This window comes from Cytobacillus sp. FSL K6-0265, assembly GCF_038003465.1.
In the GTDB taxonomy this organism is placed as follows: Bacteria; Bacillota; Bacilli; order Bacillales; family Cytobacillaceae; genus Cytobacillus; species Cytobacillus stercorigallinarum.
The window spans coordinates 2108816-2129394 of the sequence record NZ_JBBOPE010000001.1; the positions used below are offsets into that span (position 1 = coordinate 2108816).

Annotated in this window: 16 protein-coding genes; 10 read left to right on the forward strand and 6 right to left on the reverse strand. The window is 36.6% G+C overall.

All coding sequences use genetic code 11. The features are described 5' to 3' along the window. Positions 1-36 precede the first annotated feature (36 nt). Positions 37-663, forward strand: coding sequence for an NUDIX hydrolase (locus tag MHH73_RS10790; RefSeq protein WP_191811747.1), 627 nt, complete (start codon positions 37-39; stop codon positions 661-663). Here the strand turns inward: MHH73_RS10790 and MHH73_RS10795 are convergent. Then, positions 658-1482, reverse strand: a complete 825-nt coding sequence (locus MHH73_RS10795; protein ID WP_191811745.1) for an MBL fold metallo-hydrolase — start codon at positions 1480-1482, stop codon at positions 658-660. The two genes, MHH73_RS10790 and MHH73_RS10795, sit on opposite strands and share 6 nt — an antisense overlap. 182 nt (positions 1483-1664) lie before the next feature. On the opposite strand from MHH73_RS10795, the gene helD reads away from it, so the two are divergent. From helD to MHH73_RS10810, 3 genes are all read left to right on the forward strand, one after another. Continuing rightward, the gene (helD, locus tag MHH73_RS10800; RefSeq protein WP_341066726.1) at positions 1665-3893 is read left to right on the forward strand and encodes an RNA polymerase recycling motor HelD; all 2229 of its coding nucleotides are present in this window, start codon (positions 1665-1667) and stop codon (positions 3891-3893) included. A gap of 204 nt (positions 3894-4097) precedes the next feature. Beyond that, positions 4098-5612 carry an esterase/lipase family protein gene (locus MHH73_RS10805; RefSeq protein WP_445662542.1) on the forward strand — a complete coding sequence of 505 codons (1515 nt, stop codon included), beginning with the start codon at positions 4098-4100 and terminating at the stop codon, positions 5610-5612. Between the two features lie 109 nt (positions 5613-5721). Beyond that, positions 5722-6453 (forward strand): SDR family NAD(P)-dependent oxidoreductase, encoded by a 732-nt coding sequence (locus MHH73_RS10810; protein ID WP_341066728.1) that lies wholly within the window; start codon positions 5722-5724, stop codon positions 6451-6453. Positions 6454-6509: 56 nt separating this feature from the next. On the opposite strand, the gene MHH73_RS10815 is transcribed toward MHH73_RS10810, so the two are convergent. Next, positions 6510-8063, reverse strand: coding sequence for an ABC-F family ATP-binding cassette domain-containing protein (locus MHH73_RS10815; protein ID WP_191811738.1), 1554 nt, complete (start codon positions 8061-8063; stop codon positions 6510-6512). A 158-nt stretch (positions 8064-8221) separates the two neighbouring features. Between MHH73_RS10815 and MHH73_RS10820 the strand changes: the two genes are divergently transcribed. Together MHH73_RS10820 and MHH73_RS10825 are read left to right on the forward strand one after the other, a co-directional pair. Continuing rightward, complete coding sequence (locus tag MHH73_RS10820) at positions 8222-9541, forward strand: 3' terminal RNA ribose 2'-O-methyltransferase Hen1 (protein ID WP_191811736.1); 1320 nt, start codon at positions 8222-8224, stop codon at positions 9539-9541. After that, entirely contained in the window at positions 9538-12123 is a 2586-nt protein-coding gene (locus MHH73_RS10825; RefSeq protein ID WP_191811734.1) for an AAA family ATPase, read from the forward strand. Before MHH73_RS10820 ends, MHH73_RS10825 begins: the two co-directional genes overlap by 4 nt. Positions 12124-12278: 155 nt before the next feature. On the opposite strand, the gene MHH73_RS10830 is transcribed toward MHH73_RS10825, so the two are convergent. Together MHH73_RS10830 and MHH73_RS10835 are read right to left on the reverse strand one after the other, a co-directional pair. Then, positions 12279-12698: a Fur family transcriptional regulator gene (locus tag MHH73_RS10830; RefSeq protein WP_191811732.1), complete on the reverse strand. Its 420-nt coding sequence runs from the start codon at positions 12696-12698 to the stop codon at positions 12279-12281. A 470-nt stretch (positions 12699-13168) separates the two neighbouring features. Beyond that, a complete protein-coding gene (locus tag MHH73_RS10835) occupies positions 13169-13711 on the reverse strand; it encodes an NADPH-dependent FMN reductase (RefSeq protein WP_191811730.1) in 543 nt (180 codons plus the stop codon). Positions 13712-14031: 320 nt separating this feature from the next. Here MHH73_RS10835 and MHH73_RS10840 point away from each other — a divergent pair, with 320 nt between their 5' ends. Both MHH73_RS10840 and MHH73_RS10845 read left to right on the forward strand, forming a co-directional pair. Continuing rightward, positions 14032-15222 carry a glycine C-acetyltransferase gene (locus MHH73_RS10840; protein WP_191811728.1) on the forward strand — a complete coding sequence of 397 codons (1191 nt, stop codon included), beginning with the start codon at positions 14032-14034 and terminating at the stop codon, positions 15220-15222. Between the two features lie 43 nt (positions 15223-15265). Continuing rightward, on the forward strand, positions 15266-16204 hold the full coding sequence (locus MHH73_RS10845; RefSeq protein WP_191811726.1) for an L-threonine 3-dehydrogenase: 939 nt from the start codon (positions 15266-15268) through the stop codon (positions 16202-16204). A gap of 153 nt (positions 16205-16357) precedes the next feature. On the opposite strand, the gene MHH73_RS10850 is transcribed toward MHH73_RS10845, so the two are convergent. Both MHH73_RS10850 and MHH73_RS10855 read right to left on the reverse strand, forming a co-directional pair. Then, positions 16358-16663 carry an Hsp20/alpha crystallin family protein gene (locus MHH73_RS10850; protein ID WP_191811724.1) on the reverse strand — a complete coding sequence of 102 codons (306 nt, stop codon included), beginning with the start codon at positions 16661-16663 and terminating at the stop codon, positions 16358-16360. Between the two features lie 253 nt (positions 16664-16916). After that, a complete protein-coding gene (locus tag MHH73_RS10855) occupies positions 16917-17060 on the reverse strand; it encodes a small acid-soluble spore protein P (protein ID WP_191811722.1) in 144 nt (47 codons plus the stop codon). 114 nt (positions 17061-17174) lie between these two features. Here MHH73_RS10855 and MHH73_RS10860 point away from each other — a divergent pair, with 114 nt between their 5' ends. Both MHH73_RS10860 and acnA read left to right on the forward strand, forming a co-directional pair. After that, positions 17175-17441, forward strand: coding sequence for a hypothetical protein (locus MHH73_RS10860; RefSeq protein WP_191811720.1), 267 nt, complete (start codon positions 17175-17177; stop codon positions 17439-17441). 318 nt (positions 17442-17759) lie between these two features. Beyond that, positions 17760-20468 (forward strand): aconitate hydratase AcnA, encoded by a 2709-nt coding sequence (gene acnA / locus MHH73_RS10865; protein WP_191811717.1) that lies wholly within the window; start codon positions 17760-17762, stop codon positions 20466-20468. The last annotated feature ends 111 nt before the right edge of the window (positions 20469-20579 follow it).

Below are 20579 nucleotides of genomic sequence, written 5' to 3' on the forward strand. Positions count from 1 at the left end.
TAAGATGATATTCTTCTAAAAAGGTGTGACTAAACAATGGTAACTATTCCTAAGCCAGCGGCAACGGTCTTATTAATCAATCAACAAGGCCAAGTATATATGACGAAACGCCCAGCAACAATGAAATTTCTTGCAGGGCATTATGTTTTTCCTGGTGGCGCAGTGGATGAGAAAGACTCGCTCCTATCTAATAGATTAATTGCTCCAACCGATCAAGAAAATATCCCATTAGCTTATTATGTTGCTGCCGCACGAGAAGTCTATGAAGAAATTGGCGTTTTCCTTGGATGTGATAGAAAAGGAGAGCCGCTTTCATTTCAAGAAGAGGAGAGTTTGCACGATAGGAAAAGGCTCTTAAATAAGGAAATAAGTTTTATCGAGTTATTAAAAGAAAAAGAAGCCGCGCTTGATTGTCGCTGCTTCACATATATTGGCCATAAAACGACTCCTGCAAAAAGCCCCATACGTTTTGATACACGTTTCTTTATTGCTCGTCTTCCAAAATGGCAACAACCAATTCCTGATCCTTACGAAGTGGCAGAAGCCAGGTGGATATATCCAAAAGAAGCTTTGCGTGCATATGAGATGGGTGAAATTAAACTCATACATCCGACTATCCGCTCACTTGAAAAAGCAATGAGTTGGCTGGATGCCACTTCATGAGTAAATGGAGTAAGCATTTCTATTCTGTATAACTTTTCTTTCGTCTATTAACTTAATTAAATGAGCTTCTGTTGTTTTTTCTGCAACTACCTTGTTTGAAGGATGAATATGGCCATCATATATCTTGTTCGTAATTTCGTGTAATAACAGGGGCTCATTGTCTTTTAAAATATGTAAAATTTGTTCTTCTCTCTGCTTCCTTCTATTCAGTACATATTCAATATGTTCGTACGGATTATGAATCCAATCACCATGACCTGGACCAACCATTGTTAACGATAATGATTTTATTTTTTCTAATGTGATGAAGTAGTCTTTCATATTCCCATCAGGTGTACCAATCCACGAAGTTCCCTTTTCAATTAAATTATCACCTGCCAATAAAATCTTTTTAGAAGGTAAATAAAAGCTTAAATGACCTGGAGAATGCCCAGGGAGGTGTAATACTATCAGAGATTCATCGCCTATAGATATCTCTTCGTGATCAGAAAGGTAGTGGAGGTTATCAATTTGAACATTCCTTCTGATTTCGGGCTCTTCAAGTGGATGAATAAATGTAGGTATTTGCCAATCAAGAAGTTGTTTCACGCCAGGTGAATGATCTTTATGTCCATGGGTAAGAAGGATTTTTTTCGGAATGGGGAGTTCGTGTTTTTTTAGTGCTGTTTGTAGTGTTTCTCTTGTAATCGGTTGATTATAACCAGTGTCAATGATAAGAGTTTCCTCTTTATTGCCGATAATATAACTATTTGTTGTCGTATAGGGCCAAAGAGTGGGAGTAGGAATAGGTATGCGTAAAACATTTATATCTGATTTCATTGTGTCCACCTTTTATAAATAGATTGAATATTGTGAATATTTTATAGCTATTGATACTTAATTAATACCTATGCTATGATACATAGGTATGACTTTTTTAAAATCATTGAGTAAAAGTATCCAATATAATAATAACAAAAATATTGGGGTGTGTCAACTAATTTTTATCAAGGAGTGATTTTATGCTAGAGCGACAAGAAGAGCAAAAAAGGGTCGATAGAATAATACATGAAGTGAATAAGAAGCAAGTCGCTTATATAGAAAATCGCGACCACGTACAAAAGGATGTGAAACATTTAAAAACTGGGTTTTGGGATGATGTGACAGTCAACCTAGAGGAAATGGATGATGTGATTGAGACATTTCAAAGTGTGAAGCAGCAAGCCGAATTATTAGGAGAAAGGGAACGGAGAATGGGCATGCTCGATCAATATGTCAACATATTGTCGAAACAAAAAGACTCTCCCTATTTTGGCAGAATTGATTTTAGGGAAGATGGGGAAGAAAAGGAATCCATTTATATTGGTATTGCCTCTTTGATGGATGCAAACGATGAGCAGTTTCTTATTTACGATTGGCGGTCACCTGTTGCGAGTATGTATTACGACTACACGCCTGGTGAAGCAAAGTATGATACCCCATATGAAACAATAACGGGAGAAATGTTATTAAAACGTCAATTTATTATAAAAAAGGGGAAAATTGAAGGATTATTTGATACAGGGTTAACGATTGGCGATAGTGTGCTCCAGGAAGTGTTAGGTGGACATGCGAATGCACAAATGAAAAGTATTGTTGCTACGATCCAGAAGCAGCAAAATGCAATTATCCGCAACGTGAAAGACGATTTAATTATTGTCCAAGGAGTAGCAGGTAGTGGGAAAACATCAGCAGCATTACAAAGAATCGCTTACCTTCTCTATCATTATAGAAAATCATTGCATGCTGAAAATATAATCCTATTTTCGCCGAATCCGCTATTTAATAGCTACGTCTCTCAAGTGTTACCGGAATTAGGTGAGAAAAATATGAAGCAGGATACTTTTTGGCACTTCATTCAAAGTAAGTTTGATGCGAAGCTTACGATAGAAACACCGCTAGATCAATTAGAATTACTTCTTCAAGAAAATAATGCGAGTGAAAAAAGAGTCCGGGAAATTGAATATAAATCTTCTATGGATCAATATATTAGCCATTTATTAATAGAAGGGATGATTTTCCGGGATATCACCTTTCATAATGAAAAATGGTTGACTGTCGATGAAATAGTTGAGAAGTTTTATTCCTATGATAGTCATATTTCCATCGCCAACAGACTGCAACTTATACAGGAATGGATCCTAGCTATCATAAAGAAAAAGGAAAAAGCAGAACGGAAGAAGGCATGGGTTGAGAATGAAGTAGAATTACTTGATAAAGAGGATTATTTACAAGCCTATAAAAAAGCACAGAAAATCGATGATGAAGGCTTTTTGCAACCAGAAGTCGAGCAGGCGTATTTGATGAAAATGGTTGTGAAAAGGAAACTTAAGCCGCTTCGGAAACAAATCAATTCTTTCTATTTTGTTGATGTAGTTGCAATGTATGTTGAGTTTTTACGTACAAATAACGAAGATGATTCGGGATTAGAGGCCATCTCATCTGGTGATATGTTGTATGAAGATGTTGTTCCCTACTTATATTTAAAACAACAATTATTAAAGGAAGATGGTCATACTTCTGTACGTCATATATTTATTGATGAAGCGCAGGATTATTCACCCTTTCACTTTGCCTATTTAAAAGAGTTATTCCCGTATAGTAAGTGGACGTTATTGGGGGATGTGAATCAAACCATCCACTATCATGCTGACAACCAGTCTGCTCTTTTTAGTAATGAAAAAGCAACAGTCTATCAATTAAGACAAAGTTATCGTTCAACGAAAGAGATTACGACATTTACATCAAGTTTGCTGTTGAATAATGAAGATATTATTCCTTTTAACCGAAGTGGCGAAAAGCCTGTTATTAAAAATGTGACTGAGGATGAAGCGCTAACAACACTCATCGATGTCGTTCGCCGCTCCGTTTCACTAGGTCATGAATCGATTGCGATCATTGCTAGAAATGCGAAACAATGTGAGAAGTGGTACAGTCAATTATTGCCTCATTTTAATAATGTGAACCTTATCCATCAAAAAACAACGGAATTTCAAAAAGGAGTTACTATTATTCCCTCCTATTTAGCAAAAGGGATTGAATTTGATGCTGTTGTTATCCCTGATGGTGAACAATATAAAAAAGAGAGGGACCGCTTTTTATTCTATACTGTGTGTACGAGGGCAATGCATCAGTTAGTTATCTTGCAAAAATCGCAAACAAATCCGTTTATTAATGGAGCAGACGTGCACACATATGATTATATCGTGTAAAGATTGTTTTAAGTATGTAGGATATTATTCGTATCTTACATACTCTTTTTTTATATCTTTTGATGTGTTTTTACATATTACAGGAGGAAAAGAAGATTTCTTGCATAACCCTTTTAAGGGAGCAATTTTTGCTTTCAAACTGAATAGAGGGAGGAATGTGAAGTGAAAAAAATGGTCGCTTCGATTGCCATCGTCACGTTATTTATGTTAACAACCTCTCAAGTATATGCTGCTAAAACAATTACGCCTCAAGGAAAGCTTAAGCCACCAGGGGAAGTATTCACGCCAGGAGAGTGGTTTCTCGGAAGTACACCACCGAATTTAGATGCTAGTAAACCCCCGATTGTCTTTGTTCAAGGAAAAAATGGTAGCTCAACTAGTTGGTATGAAGAAACAGAATACCATGGTGTGAATGATATGTATACAAAAGCGTACGAATCTGGCTATCAGACTGTGTTTGTGCAATTGCATGATGCCGCAGGAGAAGGTTCGGCTAGCCAATTTGATAACGGTGAACTTCTCGCTTCTATGCTTGCTGATATTTCCGGGCATTTCCAAGGAAAGAAATTAAATATTGTCGCTCACAGTAAAGGTGGACCAGATACACAAGCGGCGCTTATTCATTATGGTGCTCACCCATATGTCGGTCGAGTGATTACATTAGGCTCACCCCATCATGGTTCGCATTTAGCTGACCTTGCCTATAGTTGGTGGGCAGGCTGGTTAGGAACGTTATTAGGGCAAAAAGATGATGGGACCTATTCTTTACAGATAGGTGAAATGGCTCACTTTCGCTCGTTAACTGATCATCATTCTAATGCAACAAAAAATAAGTATTACACTGTTTCAGGAACAAATAAGGGGCCTTCATTGTCCGCTTTATGGATGGGTGGCCAATACTTATCCTCTGAAGGTGAAAATGATGGTTTAGTTAACGATTGGAGTACAAGATTACCATATGGTACACATCTCTTTAATGACACTTCTCTTGATCATGATAAAATTCGCATGGGCTCCGCTGTATTTTCTAGAATTGAACCCTATTTGCGGACATCATCTGTAGCAGGAGTGACAACGGGTGATATAAAAAGTAGCGACGCATATATGTCTAAACAGGTTTCTTCCTATGTTCACGGTGGGCAATGGCAAGGAAATGCACCATATAAACAATACTTTCATGTTGATGAACAACTCAAAAATATACAAATCTGGACTACAACGAAGGATGATAAGGTTAAATTAATCTCGCCAACTGGGAAAAAGTATCAAAGTTATGTTTCCTCTTCTCAAAGTGCAGAAATATTTAATGGGGCAGCAGCTCATAGTTTTACTGGCGTTATATCTGAGGCAGGTCGTTGGCAAGTGGAACTAACATCTAGTAAAAAAGATAATGCCTATGTGATGAATGTTACCCATGGAGGGGGAAATAATCTAGAACTAAAGATGAATTCACTCCTCTCTAACAATCCAGTTGCTTTCTCCTTACAATCAAACAACAATATACAATCTATCACAATGAATACGACATTAGTAGATAAGAAGGGCAATAAAGTAGTCGCACCGTTAAATGTACAAAATACTTCGCAAAAAGGGTCAATTGGGCAATTCACTACAAAGTTAAGTAGTGGTGTTTATAATATGACCATTGATATAAAAGGTAAAACACTTCAAGGAGAACCTTATGAAAGAACAGTTATTCGCTCATTTTATGTACAATAGAGAGTTTCATTCATCTTTTGATTGGTGTGGGGTGCTGATACTGGCATCTCTTTTTCTTTTTATCTAAAATAATAGACAAGTCATTTTAAATAGATGAGGAGAGATGTGAATGAAGTTTATAAATAAAACAGTTATTGTCACTGGTGCAGGGCATGGAATCGGTCAAGGTGTTGCACTCGCTTATAAACGGGAAGGTGCCAACGTAGTAGTAGCTGATTGGGATGAATCGAACTTTGCAATGCTTGAAGCAAAGGGGCTTGATTGCTATCAGATAGATGTCCAAGAAGAAGCGGATATTAAGCGATTATTGGAAGAAACGGTGGAGAAATATGGACAAGTAGATATTCTTATTAATAATGCTGGTATATCTGTCTTTAAACCTTTGTTCGAATTAACAATAGATGAATGGGATCGCGTCATCAATACTAATGTAAGAAGCGTATTTTTAGCCACGAAAGAAGCGGCGAAATATATGAAGCATAACGAAATGGGAGGGTCGGTTGTTAATATGGCTTCTACCCGTTCCGCAATGTCTGAAATCCATTCAGAAGCCTATGCTGCTTCAAAAGGAGGTATCGTTAGTTTAACTCATGCATTAGCTCTTTCCCTAGCTGATTATCACATTACGGTAAATTGTATATCGCCAGGGTGGATTGAGACAAATGAACAGGCGCAACTTCGAGAAATAGATCATCAACAGCACCCTTCAAAGAGAGTTGGGACACCAGCTGATATAGCTAAAGCTTGTCTTTACTTAACCGATCCCGAAAATAACTTCGTGAACGGAGAGAATATCACTGTAGATGGTGGTATGACGAAGAAAATGATATATGAAGAGTAAATAAATAATAAAAAAGCAAGATTTGCCCTTGTAAAGGAATCTTGCTTTTTTTCTTTTTATTTCATTGCATCTGACCACTCTTCGACATTCCACACTTTTGTGACCCAATCTTCGTAAAAGTCGGGTTCGTGGCAAACGAGGACGATGGTACCTTTATATGCTTTTAAGGCTCTTTTTAATTCTTCTTTCGCTGTAATATCTAAGTGGTTTGTTGGTTCGTCAAACAGCAACCAATTGCTTTCGTTCATCATTAACTTGCAAAGACGTACTTTCGCTTGTTCGCCACCACTTAGTTGGTTCATTGGTCTTGAAATATGTTCATTTTTTAGTCCGCATTTAGCCAGAGCTGCACGAACTTGATGCTGATCCATCGCTGGGAACTCGTTCCATACATCATCAATTGGTGTAATTTGCTCGCCTTTCACTTCCTGTTCGAAATAGGAAGGGTAGAGGAAGTCACCTCTTTCAATTTTCCCGCTAATGGCTGGGATTTTCCCAAGCATCGTTTTTAAGAGGGTGGATTTTCCGACACCGTTGCAACCAACAATGGCAATGCGATCCCCTTTTTCAATTGTGATTGACATTTTTGGCAATAGGGCATGGGTATAACCAATTTCAAAATTCTCGCCTTCAAACACATATCGACTACTCGCTCTTGACTCTTTAAATTCGAACGTTGGTTTAGCAGCTGTTTCAGGACGATCAATTCTCTCCATCCGATTTAATTGCTTTTGCCTACTTTTTGCTCGGCCAGTTGTCGAATACCTTGCCTTGTTCTTTGCGATAAAATCTTCTTGTTTTTTGATGAATTCTTGTTGCTTTTCATATGCTTGAATATGTTGATTTTTATTGATTTCTGCCAGTTCTAAGAATTTTTCATAACTAGCTGTATAGCGAGTAAGCTTAGAGAATTCTAGATGAAAAATGACATTTGAGACTCCGTTCATAAATTCAGTATCATGCGAGATTAAGATGAAGGCATATGGATATTCTTTTAAATAGTTGGATAACCAGTCTATATGTTCAACATCTAAATAGTTTGTTGGTTCATCTAATAGTAAAACTTGAGGTTGCTCTAGTAATAGTTTGGCAAGTAAGACTTTTGTTCTTTGCCCTCCGCTGAGTGCTGCAACATCTCTGTCCAAACCTATGGCATCTAATCCCAACCCTCTTGCGGCATCGTCTATTTTTAAGTCGATTGAATAAAATCCGCCTGCTTCTAGCATGTCTTGAATTTCACCCATTTTCTCAAGCAAAACTTCTAATTCTTCTGGTGTGGCATCTGCCATCTTTGCTGTGACTTCATTTAATTCTTCTTCTTTTTTATATAATGGAAGAAAGGCATCTCTCAATGCATCGCGCATCGTTTTTCCAGGGGTTAAAACGGTATGTTGATCGAGATAACCGTATTGAACATTAGGTGTCCATTCCACTTTTCCCCCATCGTGAATGAGTTGCCCTGTAATAATATTCATTAAAGTAGATTTACCTACTCCGTTTGCTCCAACTAACCCAACGTGATCCTCTGCTAATAAACGAAAAGACACGTCTTTAAATAATGTTCGATCGCCAAAAGTATGACTTAAATGATCAACTGTAAGTAAACTCATTTTGTAATCCTCATTTCTTCATAATCATTTAATAATCATACTAGATTTCTCGTTGTTTAACTAGGGGAGAGGCGATATTTATCTATAAAAGAAAAATTCCTTAAGGGGAATGGATAGTGGTATAATATGGTTTAAATACATATAAAAGGGGGATTGTTATGCAATTAACGATCCATGCAAAGGGAGAAGGAGCGAATGTCCTTTCTTTTTTATTGGCGAAACATCCTGAACGTCTATATGAAAGAGAATATAAAGGGCATAAAGTACGCCTCTTTTATCAATGCTTTACTCCAAATGAGGTGAAACTAACGATTTACGCCGTTTTGGATGCTATCAGTTTAGTGAGGGATGGCGGAGAGAAATTAGATATTACACATTATATTAATGACCGTGAATTTGCAGTTAGTAGTTTGTTTTTATCACTAATACGCTCTCCTCTTGCGACAGCCCTAAATGGCTTACCTAAGGAAGAATATTTACCATATGTGGAACAGGTATTTCAATTTTCGTTTTCATTTGGGCCAGTAAATACAGACCTTTCTGTAAAGAATCTTCGTGAGTTGTTTTCACCGCTTGGATTTACCGTATCTGTGCAATCGAAAACGAAAAACAGTCCTCTTTATGTAACCGTTACAGGTGAGACAACGTTGCAAAGGGGATTAAGGCAGTTATTTATTCTCATTCCAGTTATTGATAATTATAAGCACTACTATATAGATGAAAAGGAAGCGGAAAAGCTCCAGCGTTTCGGTGAAGGTTGGCTAGAGGATCATCCTCAGAAGGAATGGATTTATAAACGCGCCCTAAAATATAAAGGGTTATTAAACGGGACGATTTTTCAACAGGGAAAGGTTGAACGGGAAAAGAAACAAAAAGGGCTAAACCAACGACGTTATGAAAAGATCATCGAGATCATTCAAGCCAAACCTCATCTTAGAAAGATCGTAGATATGGGTAGTGGAGAAGGGAAACTAAGTACTCGATTAGGCTTTTTACCACATGTGAGTGAAATAATCGCGGTTGAACCAAGTGAACGAGAAACGTTAAAGGCGACAAAAAGATATGCCAAAGCTGCCGAAAATGCGGGTTTCTTAATGCCGATACAAAAATGGGGATCGGTATTTTATTATGATGATGGATTAAAGAATAAAGATGTCTTTATTTTATGTGAAGTAATCGAACATATTGCTGAAGAAAAACTGCAAACGGTCATGCAACTTATTTTTCAAGAGTATAAGCCTGAGGTTTGCATTATAACAACACCTAATAAAGAATATAATACTCTTTATCAACTTGGGGAAACCATGCGCCATTATGATCATCGTTTTGAATGGACAAGAGCAGAATTACATGCATGGGTTGAGAAGATGACTGCTATGTATGCTTATAAAGCAACCATTTCTAGTATAGGTGAGATTGATCATGAACGAGGCGGGCCGACTCAGATAGTCGTTTTTGAAAAAGGGGTGATGATATGAAGAGAATAACCCTTCCTAACGCTGGTGTCGTTTTACTTATTGGACCTTCTGGGAGTGGTAAGACAACATTGTTGCAGAAATGGGTCAATAGTGGACAAATAAAAGAGTCAGAAGTTTTAAGTTCAGATAAATATAGAAAAATCGTTGCAGATGAAGAGTATACCTCAGTTGAAAACAAAAATAGCGAGAAGGCGCAAATCTTATTTGAACAGTATCAAAGAATCTCTAAAGAGGCATTTGAACTGCTAGAATTGACCATACAAGCAAGATGTCGCTTAAATAAATGTAGTTTTATTGATGCGACTAATATAAATAGTGATGATCGTAAAAAATTGATTTCCCTTGCACATCGCCATCATTTGCCGGTAAGCGCCATTGTATTGGATGTCGATTTGGATACATTATTAGTGAGAGATAATGAACGAGCGATGCCTAGAGGTTCAAAGCGCATTAAACAACAAATGAAAAGATTTCAATACGATAAGCGCTATTTAAAGACGGAAGGTTATCATCAACTTCATATAATAAAAGAATTGAATCACTCTCTTGAAATAGAACGAATGGATGAAGTTCCTTCTATTGATGTGGGTGCAGGCATCGATATCATTGGTGATATTCATGGTTGTTTTACTGAGCTATTACAATTATTAGAGAAGTTAGGTTATGAAGAAAATGAACAAGGGCTTTATACTCATCCCCTAGGGAGGAAGTTTTTATCATTAGGGGATATTATGAGTCGGGGACCGCGCTCTTTAGAAACGCTTTTATTTTTTAAGAATCATGTTAATCATAACTTAGCTTATATGATTGATAGTAATCACGGGTGGAAAATTTACAGATGGTTAAAAGGAAATCAGGTCACTTTACGACATGGTGACGAATTGACAGCTAAAGAAATCAATCAATGGTTAGCAACCTATTCAAAAGAAGAGCAAAAACGATTGAAGGATGAGTTCATTCAGTTTTTAGGAAATGCTCCGGCACATTATATAATCGAAGATGACGGCGTGCCAATGCTTGTATGCACGCATGCAGGGATTAAAGATGAGTATATAGGGAAGAGTTCCCAACAAATATCCGATTATTGTCGATATGGTGAATCATCAAGTAGTACGGAAGATGGTAGGCCCATTAGAGATGAATGGTATCATCATCATTCAGGTCATATGACGATTGTTTGGGGCCATGATCCGAGACCGTATCCAACCAATATCAATGCTACGATTAATATTGATCAAGGTGTGGTATTCGGAGGGAAATTAACAGCTTACCGATACCCTGAGAAGTCATTTATCTCAGTTGATGCCCTCAAAAATTATAACGGGGTCGAGCATAACCCAATAATAGAATGGAAGAACAAGAGGTTGCAGCCCCCTAATATACAAGCACTTATTGAAGGTTATCGCGTACAAATAGAAGGATTCGATGATGTGAGTGTGAAAAGTAAATATATAAAGCCGGTTATTGGTTCGTTATCGACATCTGATACCCATTTTAATCAACTGGTTTATCTCCCACCAACTATGAGTCCTGTTCCTATTCCGAGTCAGTTACCAGATTATTTAGAACATCCATTAGAAGCTTTTCAGTACTATCGTGATCATGGTGTGAATCAGCTTATTGTGGAGAAAAAGCATATGGGCTCACGTGGCATTTTACTGATTTTTAAGAATGAGGAAGAGGCCTTTAACTATACTGGGATTAGTAATTTAGGGGCGATTTATTCAAGAAGTGGGAAACGTTTCTTTAAAAAGGATATTGAAGAGCAAATTTTAACGGGTATCCAATCTAGTTTAAAGAGAACTGATTATTTTGATAAGTACGAAACAGACTTTGTGTTACTGGATTGTGAAATCATGCCGTGGAATTTAAAAGCACAAGACTTAATCAATAAACAATATAATCTTGTCGCCGAAAGCGCGATTCTAGATCGAATGATCTTGGATAAAGAACTAAATGAAGCCCTAGTTGAGAATCATTGGTTAAAGGAAAATCAGGAAAAGTTAGAACGTGCAGAAAGTTTTCAAAAAGTGTATGAAAAGTATTGCTGGGAGGTTTCTGACATTGATCGCATTGTGATTGCTCCATTTCATATCCTAGCCCATAGTGGGAGAGTATATCACGAACAGTCGCATATATGGCATATGGATCATGTGGAAGAATTATCCGAAATATGCAGTATTTTTAGGCGTACTGATTATTTACTAATTGAAGGTGAATCAAATTGGGAGCGAGTAATTGGTTGGTGGCAGGAAATGACTGAAGAAGGGCATGAAGGAATGGTTGTTAAGCCCAATCAGTTTACCATATGGGATAAAGGGAAACTGTTACAGCCGGCATTAAAGGTGAGGGGAAGAAAGTATTTACAAATCATATATGGTATGGATTATTTAGAAGAGAAGAATTTAGAGCGGTTGAAGAAAAGAAATACAAACCGTAAACAAAAATTAGCATTGCAAGAATTTTCTTTAGGAATAGAGGCGTTAAACCGTTTTGTGAAGCAAGAAGAATTAGGCCGAATTCATGAATGTATTGTCGCTATACTTGCCCTCGAAGGAGATGAAGTCGACCCGAGATTATAGTCATCATAGAGAAAAGTCATCTATATCGATGGCTTTTTATGATGGAATTTTATCTTTCATAATCTTATTACCACAAGCGCAAATTGTACTATGCTTTAACTTAATCAATTTTGTTTTACATACTGGGCAAATTTTATCTTCTTTTTTCATAGGAATCATCCTTTCTCTATGCATTCTTGGCATTTCCCATACACTTCCATATTGTGGTTGTTGACGGAAAACCCTGTAAGATTAGCTACCATTTCTTCAATTTCTGTTAGTTCTGGATAGTTAATATCAGCGATCTTTCCACATGATTCACAGATGACGTGATAATGATTGGACTGACTAAATTCGAAGCGACTTAATCCATTGCCATAAGGTAGCTCATTAATGATTCCTAATTCAACAAATAATTTTAAGTTATTGTAAATGGTAGCGAGACTAATAATAGGTATTCTTTTTTGAATGTCTTCAGCTGTTGGATGTCCATTCATGTCAATTAGTGTTGTTAAAATTTGTATTCTTTGTGGTGTAACCCTTAAGTTTTTCTCTTTTAATAAGGGAATCAAGCTTTCTATTTGGTCTTTATTCATGCTATAACCCTCATTTATAGTGATGTAATTGTAGTGAATGCCTTTAAGATCTACTTAAAGGCAAATGAGAAAAAGTGAAAAAATAAACGAAATATGAGAATAACTAACATATTAACGATATATATTAATAATAACACTTCTCATTCGAAAATCAATACTTTTTTATAATAATTATAAATAAGGTCTTTGTATTAATTTAATTTCGATATTGTTGGTAATATATCCTCTGTTGAGAGTGCAATAAATTTAATCACCAATATACTAGTATGTTACATGACATAAATGTGTGAAAAATGATTGCAAGACGGAAAGAAATTATCAATTACACTTTGAATCGTGATTCTAGTTGATAAAAGAGTGCGAATTTTTCACAAATACAAAATCCGCATGTACCAATAACACGAGCGTTATTTGGTACAATGCGGATTTTTGTTTGAAATGTATAGCTAACCTATTAAAGGATATGAATTTTATTTTACCTTTTCTGCCCAGTTAATAAAATTTATTACAACCTGATCTAAGAAATCTAGAGTTTGTTCGTGGACAAGCTCTCCTTGCTCATCTACTTTTTCAAGCACGGTACCGATAAAAACTTCATTTCCTGGAAGCGTGACAGCACCAACACCTGCTGAGTTGAGTATTTGACGCAAGTGCATTTGTGCTTTTACAGTTCCCATTGCACCAGGCGTTGCACCAACAATCATTGCAGGTTTATTGACCATAACTTTTTCTACTCTGGAAAACCAATCAATGGCGTTCTTTAAAAATGCAGGAATGGAATGATTATATTCAGGTGTTAAAAATAATAACCCATCACTATCTTTAATTCTTTGGCGAATTTCTATGACAGCCGCTGGTGGTGCAAGTTCATCATCTTGATTATACATCGGTAACTCCTCAAGAGGGAGAATATCAATCTCTAGCTTTTCTTGATAACGTTCTTTCATTAATATAGCTAACTTTTTATTAATTGATTCTTTGCGATTACTTCCAACAAATGCAGCAATTTTCATATAAAACCCCTCCATATGTAATATTTAACGTTTCCATCATAGCATAGCCCCATTTATAATCTGATATAAATGCTCAAAAAAAAACCGCAGTTAATTCAATTAGTTATGAACATTTTTCAAGGGAAATGGGTAAATTAACTAATAAAGTTCCTTTGAAAAAATGTCCTCTATATGTGTACAATTATTTAAAATGTGGTAAAGTATAATTTGTAAAACCTATACATAGCAAATACATGACTAGGAATTAGTTGTGTTTTTCAAGAGGACAGTTGTCTGCTTTGAAAAGAAAATTAAGATGAAACGCTAGGAGGAAAAGGAATATGTCAAGCAATATTCTTAATCAATTTTTAAGTGAAAATCTTGAGGATTTAAGAAATAAAGGGTTATATAACGAAATTGACCCGTTAGAAAGTGCAAATGGTCCAATCATTAAAATTAACAGGAAAGAGTTAATCAACTTATCTTCGAACAATTATTTAGGTTTAGCAACAAATGATACGTTAAAAACAATTGCTAAAGAAGCGGTTGATAAATATGGTGTTGGTGCAGGGGCTGTAAGGACGATTAATGGTACGTTACAAATCCATGTAGAGCTTGAAGAAACACTTGCAAAATTCAAGCATACTGAGGCAGCTATCGCTTATCAATCTGGATTCAATTGTAATATGGCAGCGATTTCTGCAGTAATGGATAAAAATGATGCCATCCTTTCAGATGAGCTAAATCATGCTTCTATTATTGATGGTTGCCGTTTATCCAAAGCAAAGATTATTCGATTCAATCATTCTGACATGGATGATCTTAGAGCAAAAGCAAAGGAAGCAACAGAATCTGGGCAATACAATAAAGTAATGGTTATTACAGATGGCGTATTTTCAATGGATGGAGATATTGCTAAATTACCAGAAATCGTTAAAATCGCGGAAGAGTTTGATCTAATCACATATGTAGATGATGCTCACGGTTCTGGTGTATTAGGTAAAGGTGCTGGTACAGTTAAACACTTTGGCCTATCTGATAAAGTGGATTTCCAAATTGGAACATTATCGAAAGCAATCGGAGTTGTTGGTGGTTATGTAGCTGGTAAACAACAATTAATCGATTGGTTAAAGGTAAGAAGTAGACCTTTCTTATTTTCTACATCTGTTACACCTGCTGATGCTGCTGCAAGTAAGAAAGCGATTGAGATGTTAATGGAGAGCACAGCGCTAAATGAAAAGCTATGGGAAAACAGTGAATACTTAAAGGCAGGCTTAAAGAAATTAGGATTTAATATCGGTGATAGTGAAACGCCGATTACACCTTGTATCATTGGGGATGAAGTGAAAACGCAAGAATTTAGTAAGAAATTAAATGAAGCAGGAGTGTATGCAAAGTCGATCGTATTCCCAACAGTACCAAGAGGAACAGGTCGTGTACGGAATATGCCATCTGCAGCACATACGAAAGAAATGCTAGATCAAGCATTAACTATATATGAAGCGGTAGGAAAAGAATTAGAGATTATATAAAATCACTCCTTTAGGAAGAGTTTAGAAAAGGGTAGGAGAAAAAATGAAAAAAATAATGATTACTGGCGCACTTGGTCAGATTGGCTCAGAGTTAACACTTAAATTGAGAGAAATCTATGGAACAGACCATGTCATTGCAACTGATATTAGAAGCAATGACTCAGAGGCAGCTACATCAGGTCCTTTTGAAATGGTAGACGTTACAGATGGCAAAACGATGTTAGAAGTGGCGAAGAAGCATCAAGTTGATTCCATTATTCATATGGCTGCTTTATTATCAGCAACAGCTGAAGCAAATCCAGTGTTTGCTTGGAATTTAAATATGGGTGGATTGATGAACGCACTTGAAGCAGCAAGGGAAACGGGTGCGCAATTCTTTACGCCAAGTTCCATTGGCGCTTTTGGACCTTCTACACCAAAAGATCATACACCACAAGATACCATCTGCCGACCAACTACAATGTACGGTGTTAATAAAGTTTCTGGAGAGCTACTTTCTGATTATTACTACCATAAATTTGGTGTCGATACGCGTGGTTTACGTTTTCCCGGATTAATTTCTTACGTAACACCACCAGGTGGGGGAACGACCGATTATGCTGTGGAGATTTATTACGAAGCAATGAAAAACAAAGCGTATACATCTTATATTGCACCAGGCACATATATGGATATGATGTATATGCCTGATGCATTAAATGCGATAGTCAACCTTATGGAGGCAGATCCTACGAAATTATTACATCGTAATTCATTTAATGTGACAGCAATGAGTTTTGAACCGGAGCAAATCGCTGCTGAAATTCGTAAACATATACCAGAATTCACCTTAACGTATGATGTTGATCCAGTTCGCCAATCGATTGCTGACAGTTGGCCAAATGCCATTGACGCTTCAGCTGCAAAAGAAGAATGGGGATTTAAAGCAGAGTATGATCTCGCGAAAATGACTGAGGATATGTTAAATAAACTAAAAAAATAAAATAAAGATAAGAAAAACGCCCCTTTTGTTAAGCGGGCGTTTTTCATTGAGTTAGTTTATCCATACTAAAAGGTAAATTTGTTCATTTTAAATCGCAAACTGTAACCATAAAGAGGTTTACATAAATTTATTATGTAAACTAATATCTACTAGTTATTTGTCTATGAAAATTTCCAAAATAGAATGTTGGTGAACGATTCGTAGTGGAGTTGTAATATGAGGAAGTGTAAGTTTTCTGCTATAGGTTGCGCCATCACTTTTTGCAACAGCACTAATTATAAGTTGATCTCCTGTTGGTATGACTTTCACATGATGATAACGATCTTCTTCAATTAAGGCTTCAATAATATAAGCTGATTCTGTATCAAACACATCGATACGAAAGATAGACTCGTCTAAAAAAGAGGTTAAAGGATCGAGAAACATGCTCTCTAACCAACTTTGCCACTCCATATTCATACATATCACCCCAGTATGATAATGTATGCGTATACATAAGTAATGTGAATGGCCAATCGATTATTAATGAATTAATTGTTTTTGAAGGAAGAATTTATGATAACTGCCCCAGAACAATAGTTTAGAAAAGTTTAAGTAGAACAATCATGAATTTATACGGAGAGTTGCTAAAATAAGGAGAAATGAGTTCGATACAATACCGAACTCATTTAAGCAGATTTTTACCACTTATTCCATTTCATCCAATAAACTTCTACATATCATGATGAGCGTGATTCTTTTGTCTCGAATGATTTCTATTCTTTACTTTCTTAGATCCACTTAAAGGCTCAGGTTGTCCTGGATTATCCCCTTTTGGAGCGTTTTTTCTCATATCTTTACCATCATTTTTATTCATTTTTTTCCCTCCTTTGTTTATAGGATGAAAGAATCCCCATTTTTTATACGGTATATTTCATCATCACTCTGAACAATTTAATTGTAAGAATAGTAAAAGAGGTGAAAACAAGTTATGCCTTATCATAAAAATAAACAGCAAGCATTTCAAGCAGCACAACAAAGTATGGAAGATGTAGAAGAACAGTATGATGTAATAGATAAACACGCGAGTACGTATGGCCAACAACTCAACCATCTATCTCAAGAAATAGCAGAAACTTATGAACAAATTCAGAATGCCCTAGAAGTGGCATCTGAGCATCAAAAAGAGCAATTGCTTAAATTTCAAACTGATTTGGATGCCATCACACACCAAGTACAATCGGAAAATAAAAAATAGAGCTAAGAAAGTCGAATAAAGTCAATTAAACACGAATGGTTTATTTTCTTAATATAATAATTAAATGAAGTCTATTTCACACCGTAATTGATAACCTCTCTCAATTATGGTGTTTTTATGTTTATCATATCATTTGTTAGAAATACCATAAGTAAAACTTATCAATAACAATAACTTTCTTGTTATTTACTTATGTTGAATGTTGTATTATTATAGAAATTGTGAGAAAAGTGAGGATGGGTAAAAATTCAAACTTTTCGATTGATTACCATTAAGTGGTATTATAGTACTTTGTAGTTCGAATTAGGGGGTAATACTATGGCGAAAAATGATGTGTTTAATTCCCGTAAATCATTTGAAGTAGAAGGGAAACGCTATCATTACTATGACTTAGCAGCACTTGAAAATGCAGGTATTGGACAGGTATCTAAATTACCATATTCAATTAAAGTCCTACTTGAATCTGTACTACGTCAATATGACGGTCGTGTAATTACAAAAGAACATGTTGAAAACTTGGCAAAATGGGGAACAGCAGATGTGAAGGAAGTGGATGTACCATTTAAACCTTCACGTGTTATCCTTCAAGACTTTACAGGTGTACCAGCAGTTGTAGACTTAGCTTCTTTAAGAAAAGCTATGGCTGATATGGGTGGAGATCCGGATATGATCAACCCTGAAAAACCAGTTGATCTTGTTATTGACCACTCTGTACAAGTTGATAAATATGGCACACCAGATGCACTAGACGCAAACATGGTTTTAGAATTTGAAAGAAACGCAGAACGCTACCAATTCTTAAGTTGGGCACAAAAAGCATTTGATAACTATCGTGCGGTTCCACCTGCAACAGGTATTGTTCACCAAGTAAACTTAGAATATCTTGCTGATGTTGTCATTGCAAATGAAACAACAGAAGGAGATTTTGAAGCATTCCCAGATACACTTGTTGGTACTGACTCTCATACAACGATGATTAATGGTATCGGTGTACTCGGTTGGGGCGTTGGTGGTATTGAGGCGGAAGCTGGTATGCTTGGACAGCCTTCATATTTCCCAGTTCCTGAAGTTGTTGGGGTGAAACTTGTTGGTGAGCTACCTAATGGAGCAACAGCTACTGACCTTGCCTTAAAAGTAACACAAGTTTTACGTACACACGGCGTTGTAGGTAAATTTGTGGAATTCTTCGGACCAGGTGTTCCTGCACTTCCACTAGCTGACCGTGCAACAATCGCGAACATGGCACCTGAATATGGTGCAACATGCGGATTCTTCCCTGTCGATGGTGAATCTTTAGAATACATGCGTTTAACTGGACGTAAAGAAGAACAAATCAAAGTTGTTGAAGCTTATTCTAAAGCAAACGGCTTATTCTTTGATCCTTCATTAGAACCTGTTTACACAGATGTAGTAGAAATTAACTTAGCTGACATTGAACCGAACCTTTCAGGTCCAAAACGTCCGCAAGATTTAATTCCGCTTTCTGCTATGAAAAAAGAATTTAATAAGGCTGTTACGGCTCCTCAAGGGAACCAAGGTTTTGGTTATGATGAGAAAGAGTTTGATAAAACAGCGACAGTTAACTTCAAAAATGGCGATTCTACGACAATGAAAACGGGTGCAGTTGCAATTGCTGCGATCACTAGCTGTACAAACACATCTAATCCTTATGTATTAGTTGGTGCAGGTCTTGTGGCGAAAAAAGCAGTAGAACTTGGTTTGGAAGTTCCTAAATACGTAAAAACATCTTTAGCACCAGGTTCAAAAGTTGTTACTGGATACTTAAATAACTCTGGTTTACTTCCTTATTTAGAGCAATTAGGATTTAACCTAGTAGGTTATGGATGTACAACATGTATCGGTAACTCCGGTCCATTAAAAGAAGAAATTGAAGAAGCGATTGCTGATAGCGATTTACTTGTTACGTCTGTTCTTTCTGGTAACCGTAACTTTGAAGGTCGTATTCATCCATTAGTGAAAGGTAACTACCTTGCTTCACCACCATTAGTAGTTGCATACGCTCTAGCTGGAACAGTTGATGTTGATCTTCAACATGATGTTCTTGGTCAAGACAAAGATGGTAACGATATATTCTTTAAAGACATCTGGCCAACAACAGAGGAAATCAATGAAGTCGTTAAACAAACGGTAACACCAGATTTATTCCGTGATGAATATGAGCGTGTTTTCGATGATAATGAGCGTTGGAATGAAATTAAAACAAGTAATGAGCCATTATATACTTTTGATGAATCATCTACTTATATCCAAAACCCACCATTCTTTGAAGGTTTAAAACCAGATCCAGAAGAAGTAAAACCATTAAATGGTTTACGTGTGGTTGGTAAATTTGGTGATTCAGTTACAACTGACCATATCTCTCCTGCAGGTGCAATCGGAAAAGATACACCAGCTGGTAAATATCTTCGCGAAAATGGCGTAGAAGTTCGTGACTTCAACTCTTATGGTTCTCGTCGTGGTAACCATGAAGTCATGATGCGTGGTACATTTGCTAATATCCGTATCCGTAACCAAATCGCACCGGGTACTGAAGGTGGATTCACAACTTACTGGCCAACTGGTGAAGTAACTTCCATTTATGATGCATGTATGCAATATAAAGAAGATGGAACTGGATTAGTTGTACTTGCTGGTAAGGATTACGGAATGGGATCATCTCGTGACTGGGCAGCAAAAGGAACAAACTTACTAGGTATTAAAACAGTTATTGCCGAAAGTTATGAGCGTATTCACCGTTCTAACCTTGTGTTAATGGGCGTTCTACCACTTCAATTTAAAGCTGGTGAAAGTGCTGATACACTAGGATTAACTGGTAAGGAAACAATTAGTGTTGAAATCGGAGAAGGCGTAAGACCTCGCGACTTTGTAAAAGTGACTGCTGTTGCAGAAGATGGCACTGTAACTACTTTTGAAGCACTTGTTCGATTCGACTCTGAAGTGGAAATTGATTACTATCGTCATGGTGGTATCTTGCAAATGGTTCTTCGAAATCGATTGAAGAAATAATTGTAGATTTCCTACCCTCTACACATCTAGATGTGTAGAGGTTTTTTTAATTTGTCTATATTCAATACTCATAAATCACGATGTGAAAGTTTTTTGAGCATATTGAAATAA

What these genes read in the sequence shown, in the direction of transcription:
- MHH73_RS10855 (WP_191811722.1), bottom strand. Translation starts at nt 17,060, where the DNA reads ATGAATAAAAATGATGGTAAAGATATGAGAAAAAACGCTCCAAAAGGG.
- MHH73_RS10850 (WP_191811724.1), bottom strand. Translation starts at nt 16,663, where the DNA reads ATGAATATGGAGTGGCAAAGTTGGTTAGAGAGCATGTTTCTCGATCCT.
- MHH73_RS10820 (WP_191811736.1), top strand. Translation starts at nt 8,222, where the DNA reads ATGCAATTAACGATCCATGCAAAGGGAGAAGGAGCGAATGTCCTTTCT.
- MHH73_RS10805 (WP_445662542.1), top strand. Translation starts at nt 4,098, where the DNA reads ATGTTAACAACCTCTCAAGTATATGCTGCTAAAACAATTACGCCTCAA.
- MHH73_RS10810 (WP_341066728.1), top strand. Translation starts at nt 5,722, where the DNA reads ATGAAGTTTATAAATAAAACAGTTATTGTCACTGGTGCAGGGCATGGA.
- MHH73_RS10815 (WP_191811738.1), bottom strand. Translation starts at nt 8,063, where the DNA reads ATGAGTTTACTTACAGTTGATCATTTAAGTCATACTTTTGGCGATCGA.
- MHH73_RS10795 (WP_191811745.1), bottom strand. Translation starts at nt 1,482, where the DNA reads ATGAAATCAGATATAAATGTTTTACGCATACCTATTCCTACTCCCACT.
- acnA (WP_191811717.1), top strand. Translation starts at nt 17,760, where the DNA reads ATGGCGAAAAATGATGTGTTTAATTCCCGTAAATCATTTGAAGTAGAA.
- MHH73_RS10830 (WP_191811732.1), bottom strand. Translation starts at nt 12,698, where the DNA reads ATGAATAAAGACCAAATAGAAAGCTTGATTCCCTTATTAAAAGAGAAA.
- MHH73_RS10790 (WP_191811747.1), top strand. Translation starts at nt 37, where the DNA reads ATGGTAACTATTCCTAAGCCAGCGGCAACGGTCTTATTAATCAATCAA.
- MHH73_RS10825 (WP_191811734.1), top strand. Translation starts at nt 9,538, where the DNA reads ATGAAGAGAATAACCCTTCCTAACGCTGGTGTCGTTTTACTTATTGGA.
- MHH73_RS10840 (WP_191811728.1), top strand. Translation starts at nt 14,032, where the DNA reads ATGTCAAGCAATATTCTTAATCAATTTTTAAGTGAAAATCTTGAGGAT.
- helD (WP_341066726.1), top strand. Translation starts at nt 1,665, where the DNA reads ATGCTAGAGCGACAAGAAGAGCAAAAAAGGGTCGATAGAATAATACAT.
- MHH73_RS10860 (WP_191811720.1), top strand. Translation starts at nt 17,175, where the DNA reads ATGCCTTATCATAAAAATAAACAGCAAGCATTTCAAGCAGCACAACAA.
- MHH73_RS10845 (WP_191811726.1), top strand. Translation starts at nt 15,266, where the DNA reads ATGAAAAAAATAATGATTACTGGCGCACTTGGTCAGATTGGCTCAGAG.
- MHH73_RS10835 (WP_191811730.1), bottom strand. Translation starts at nt 13,711, where the DNA reads ATGAAAATTGCTGCATTTGTTGGAAGTAATCGCAAAGAATCAATTAAT.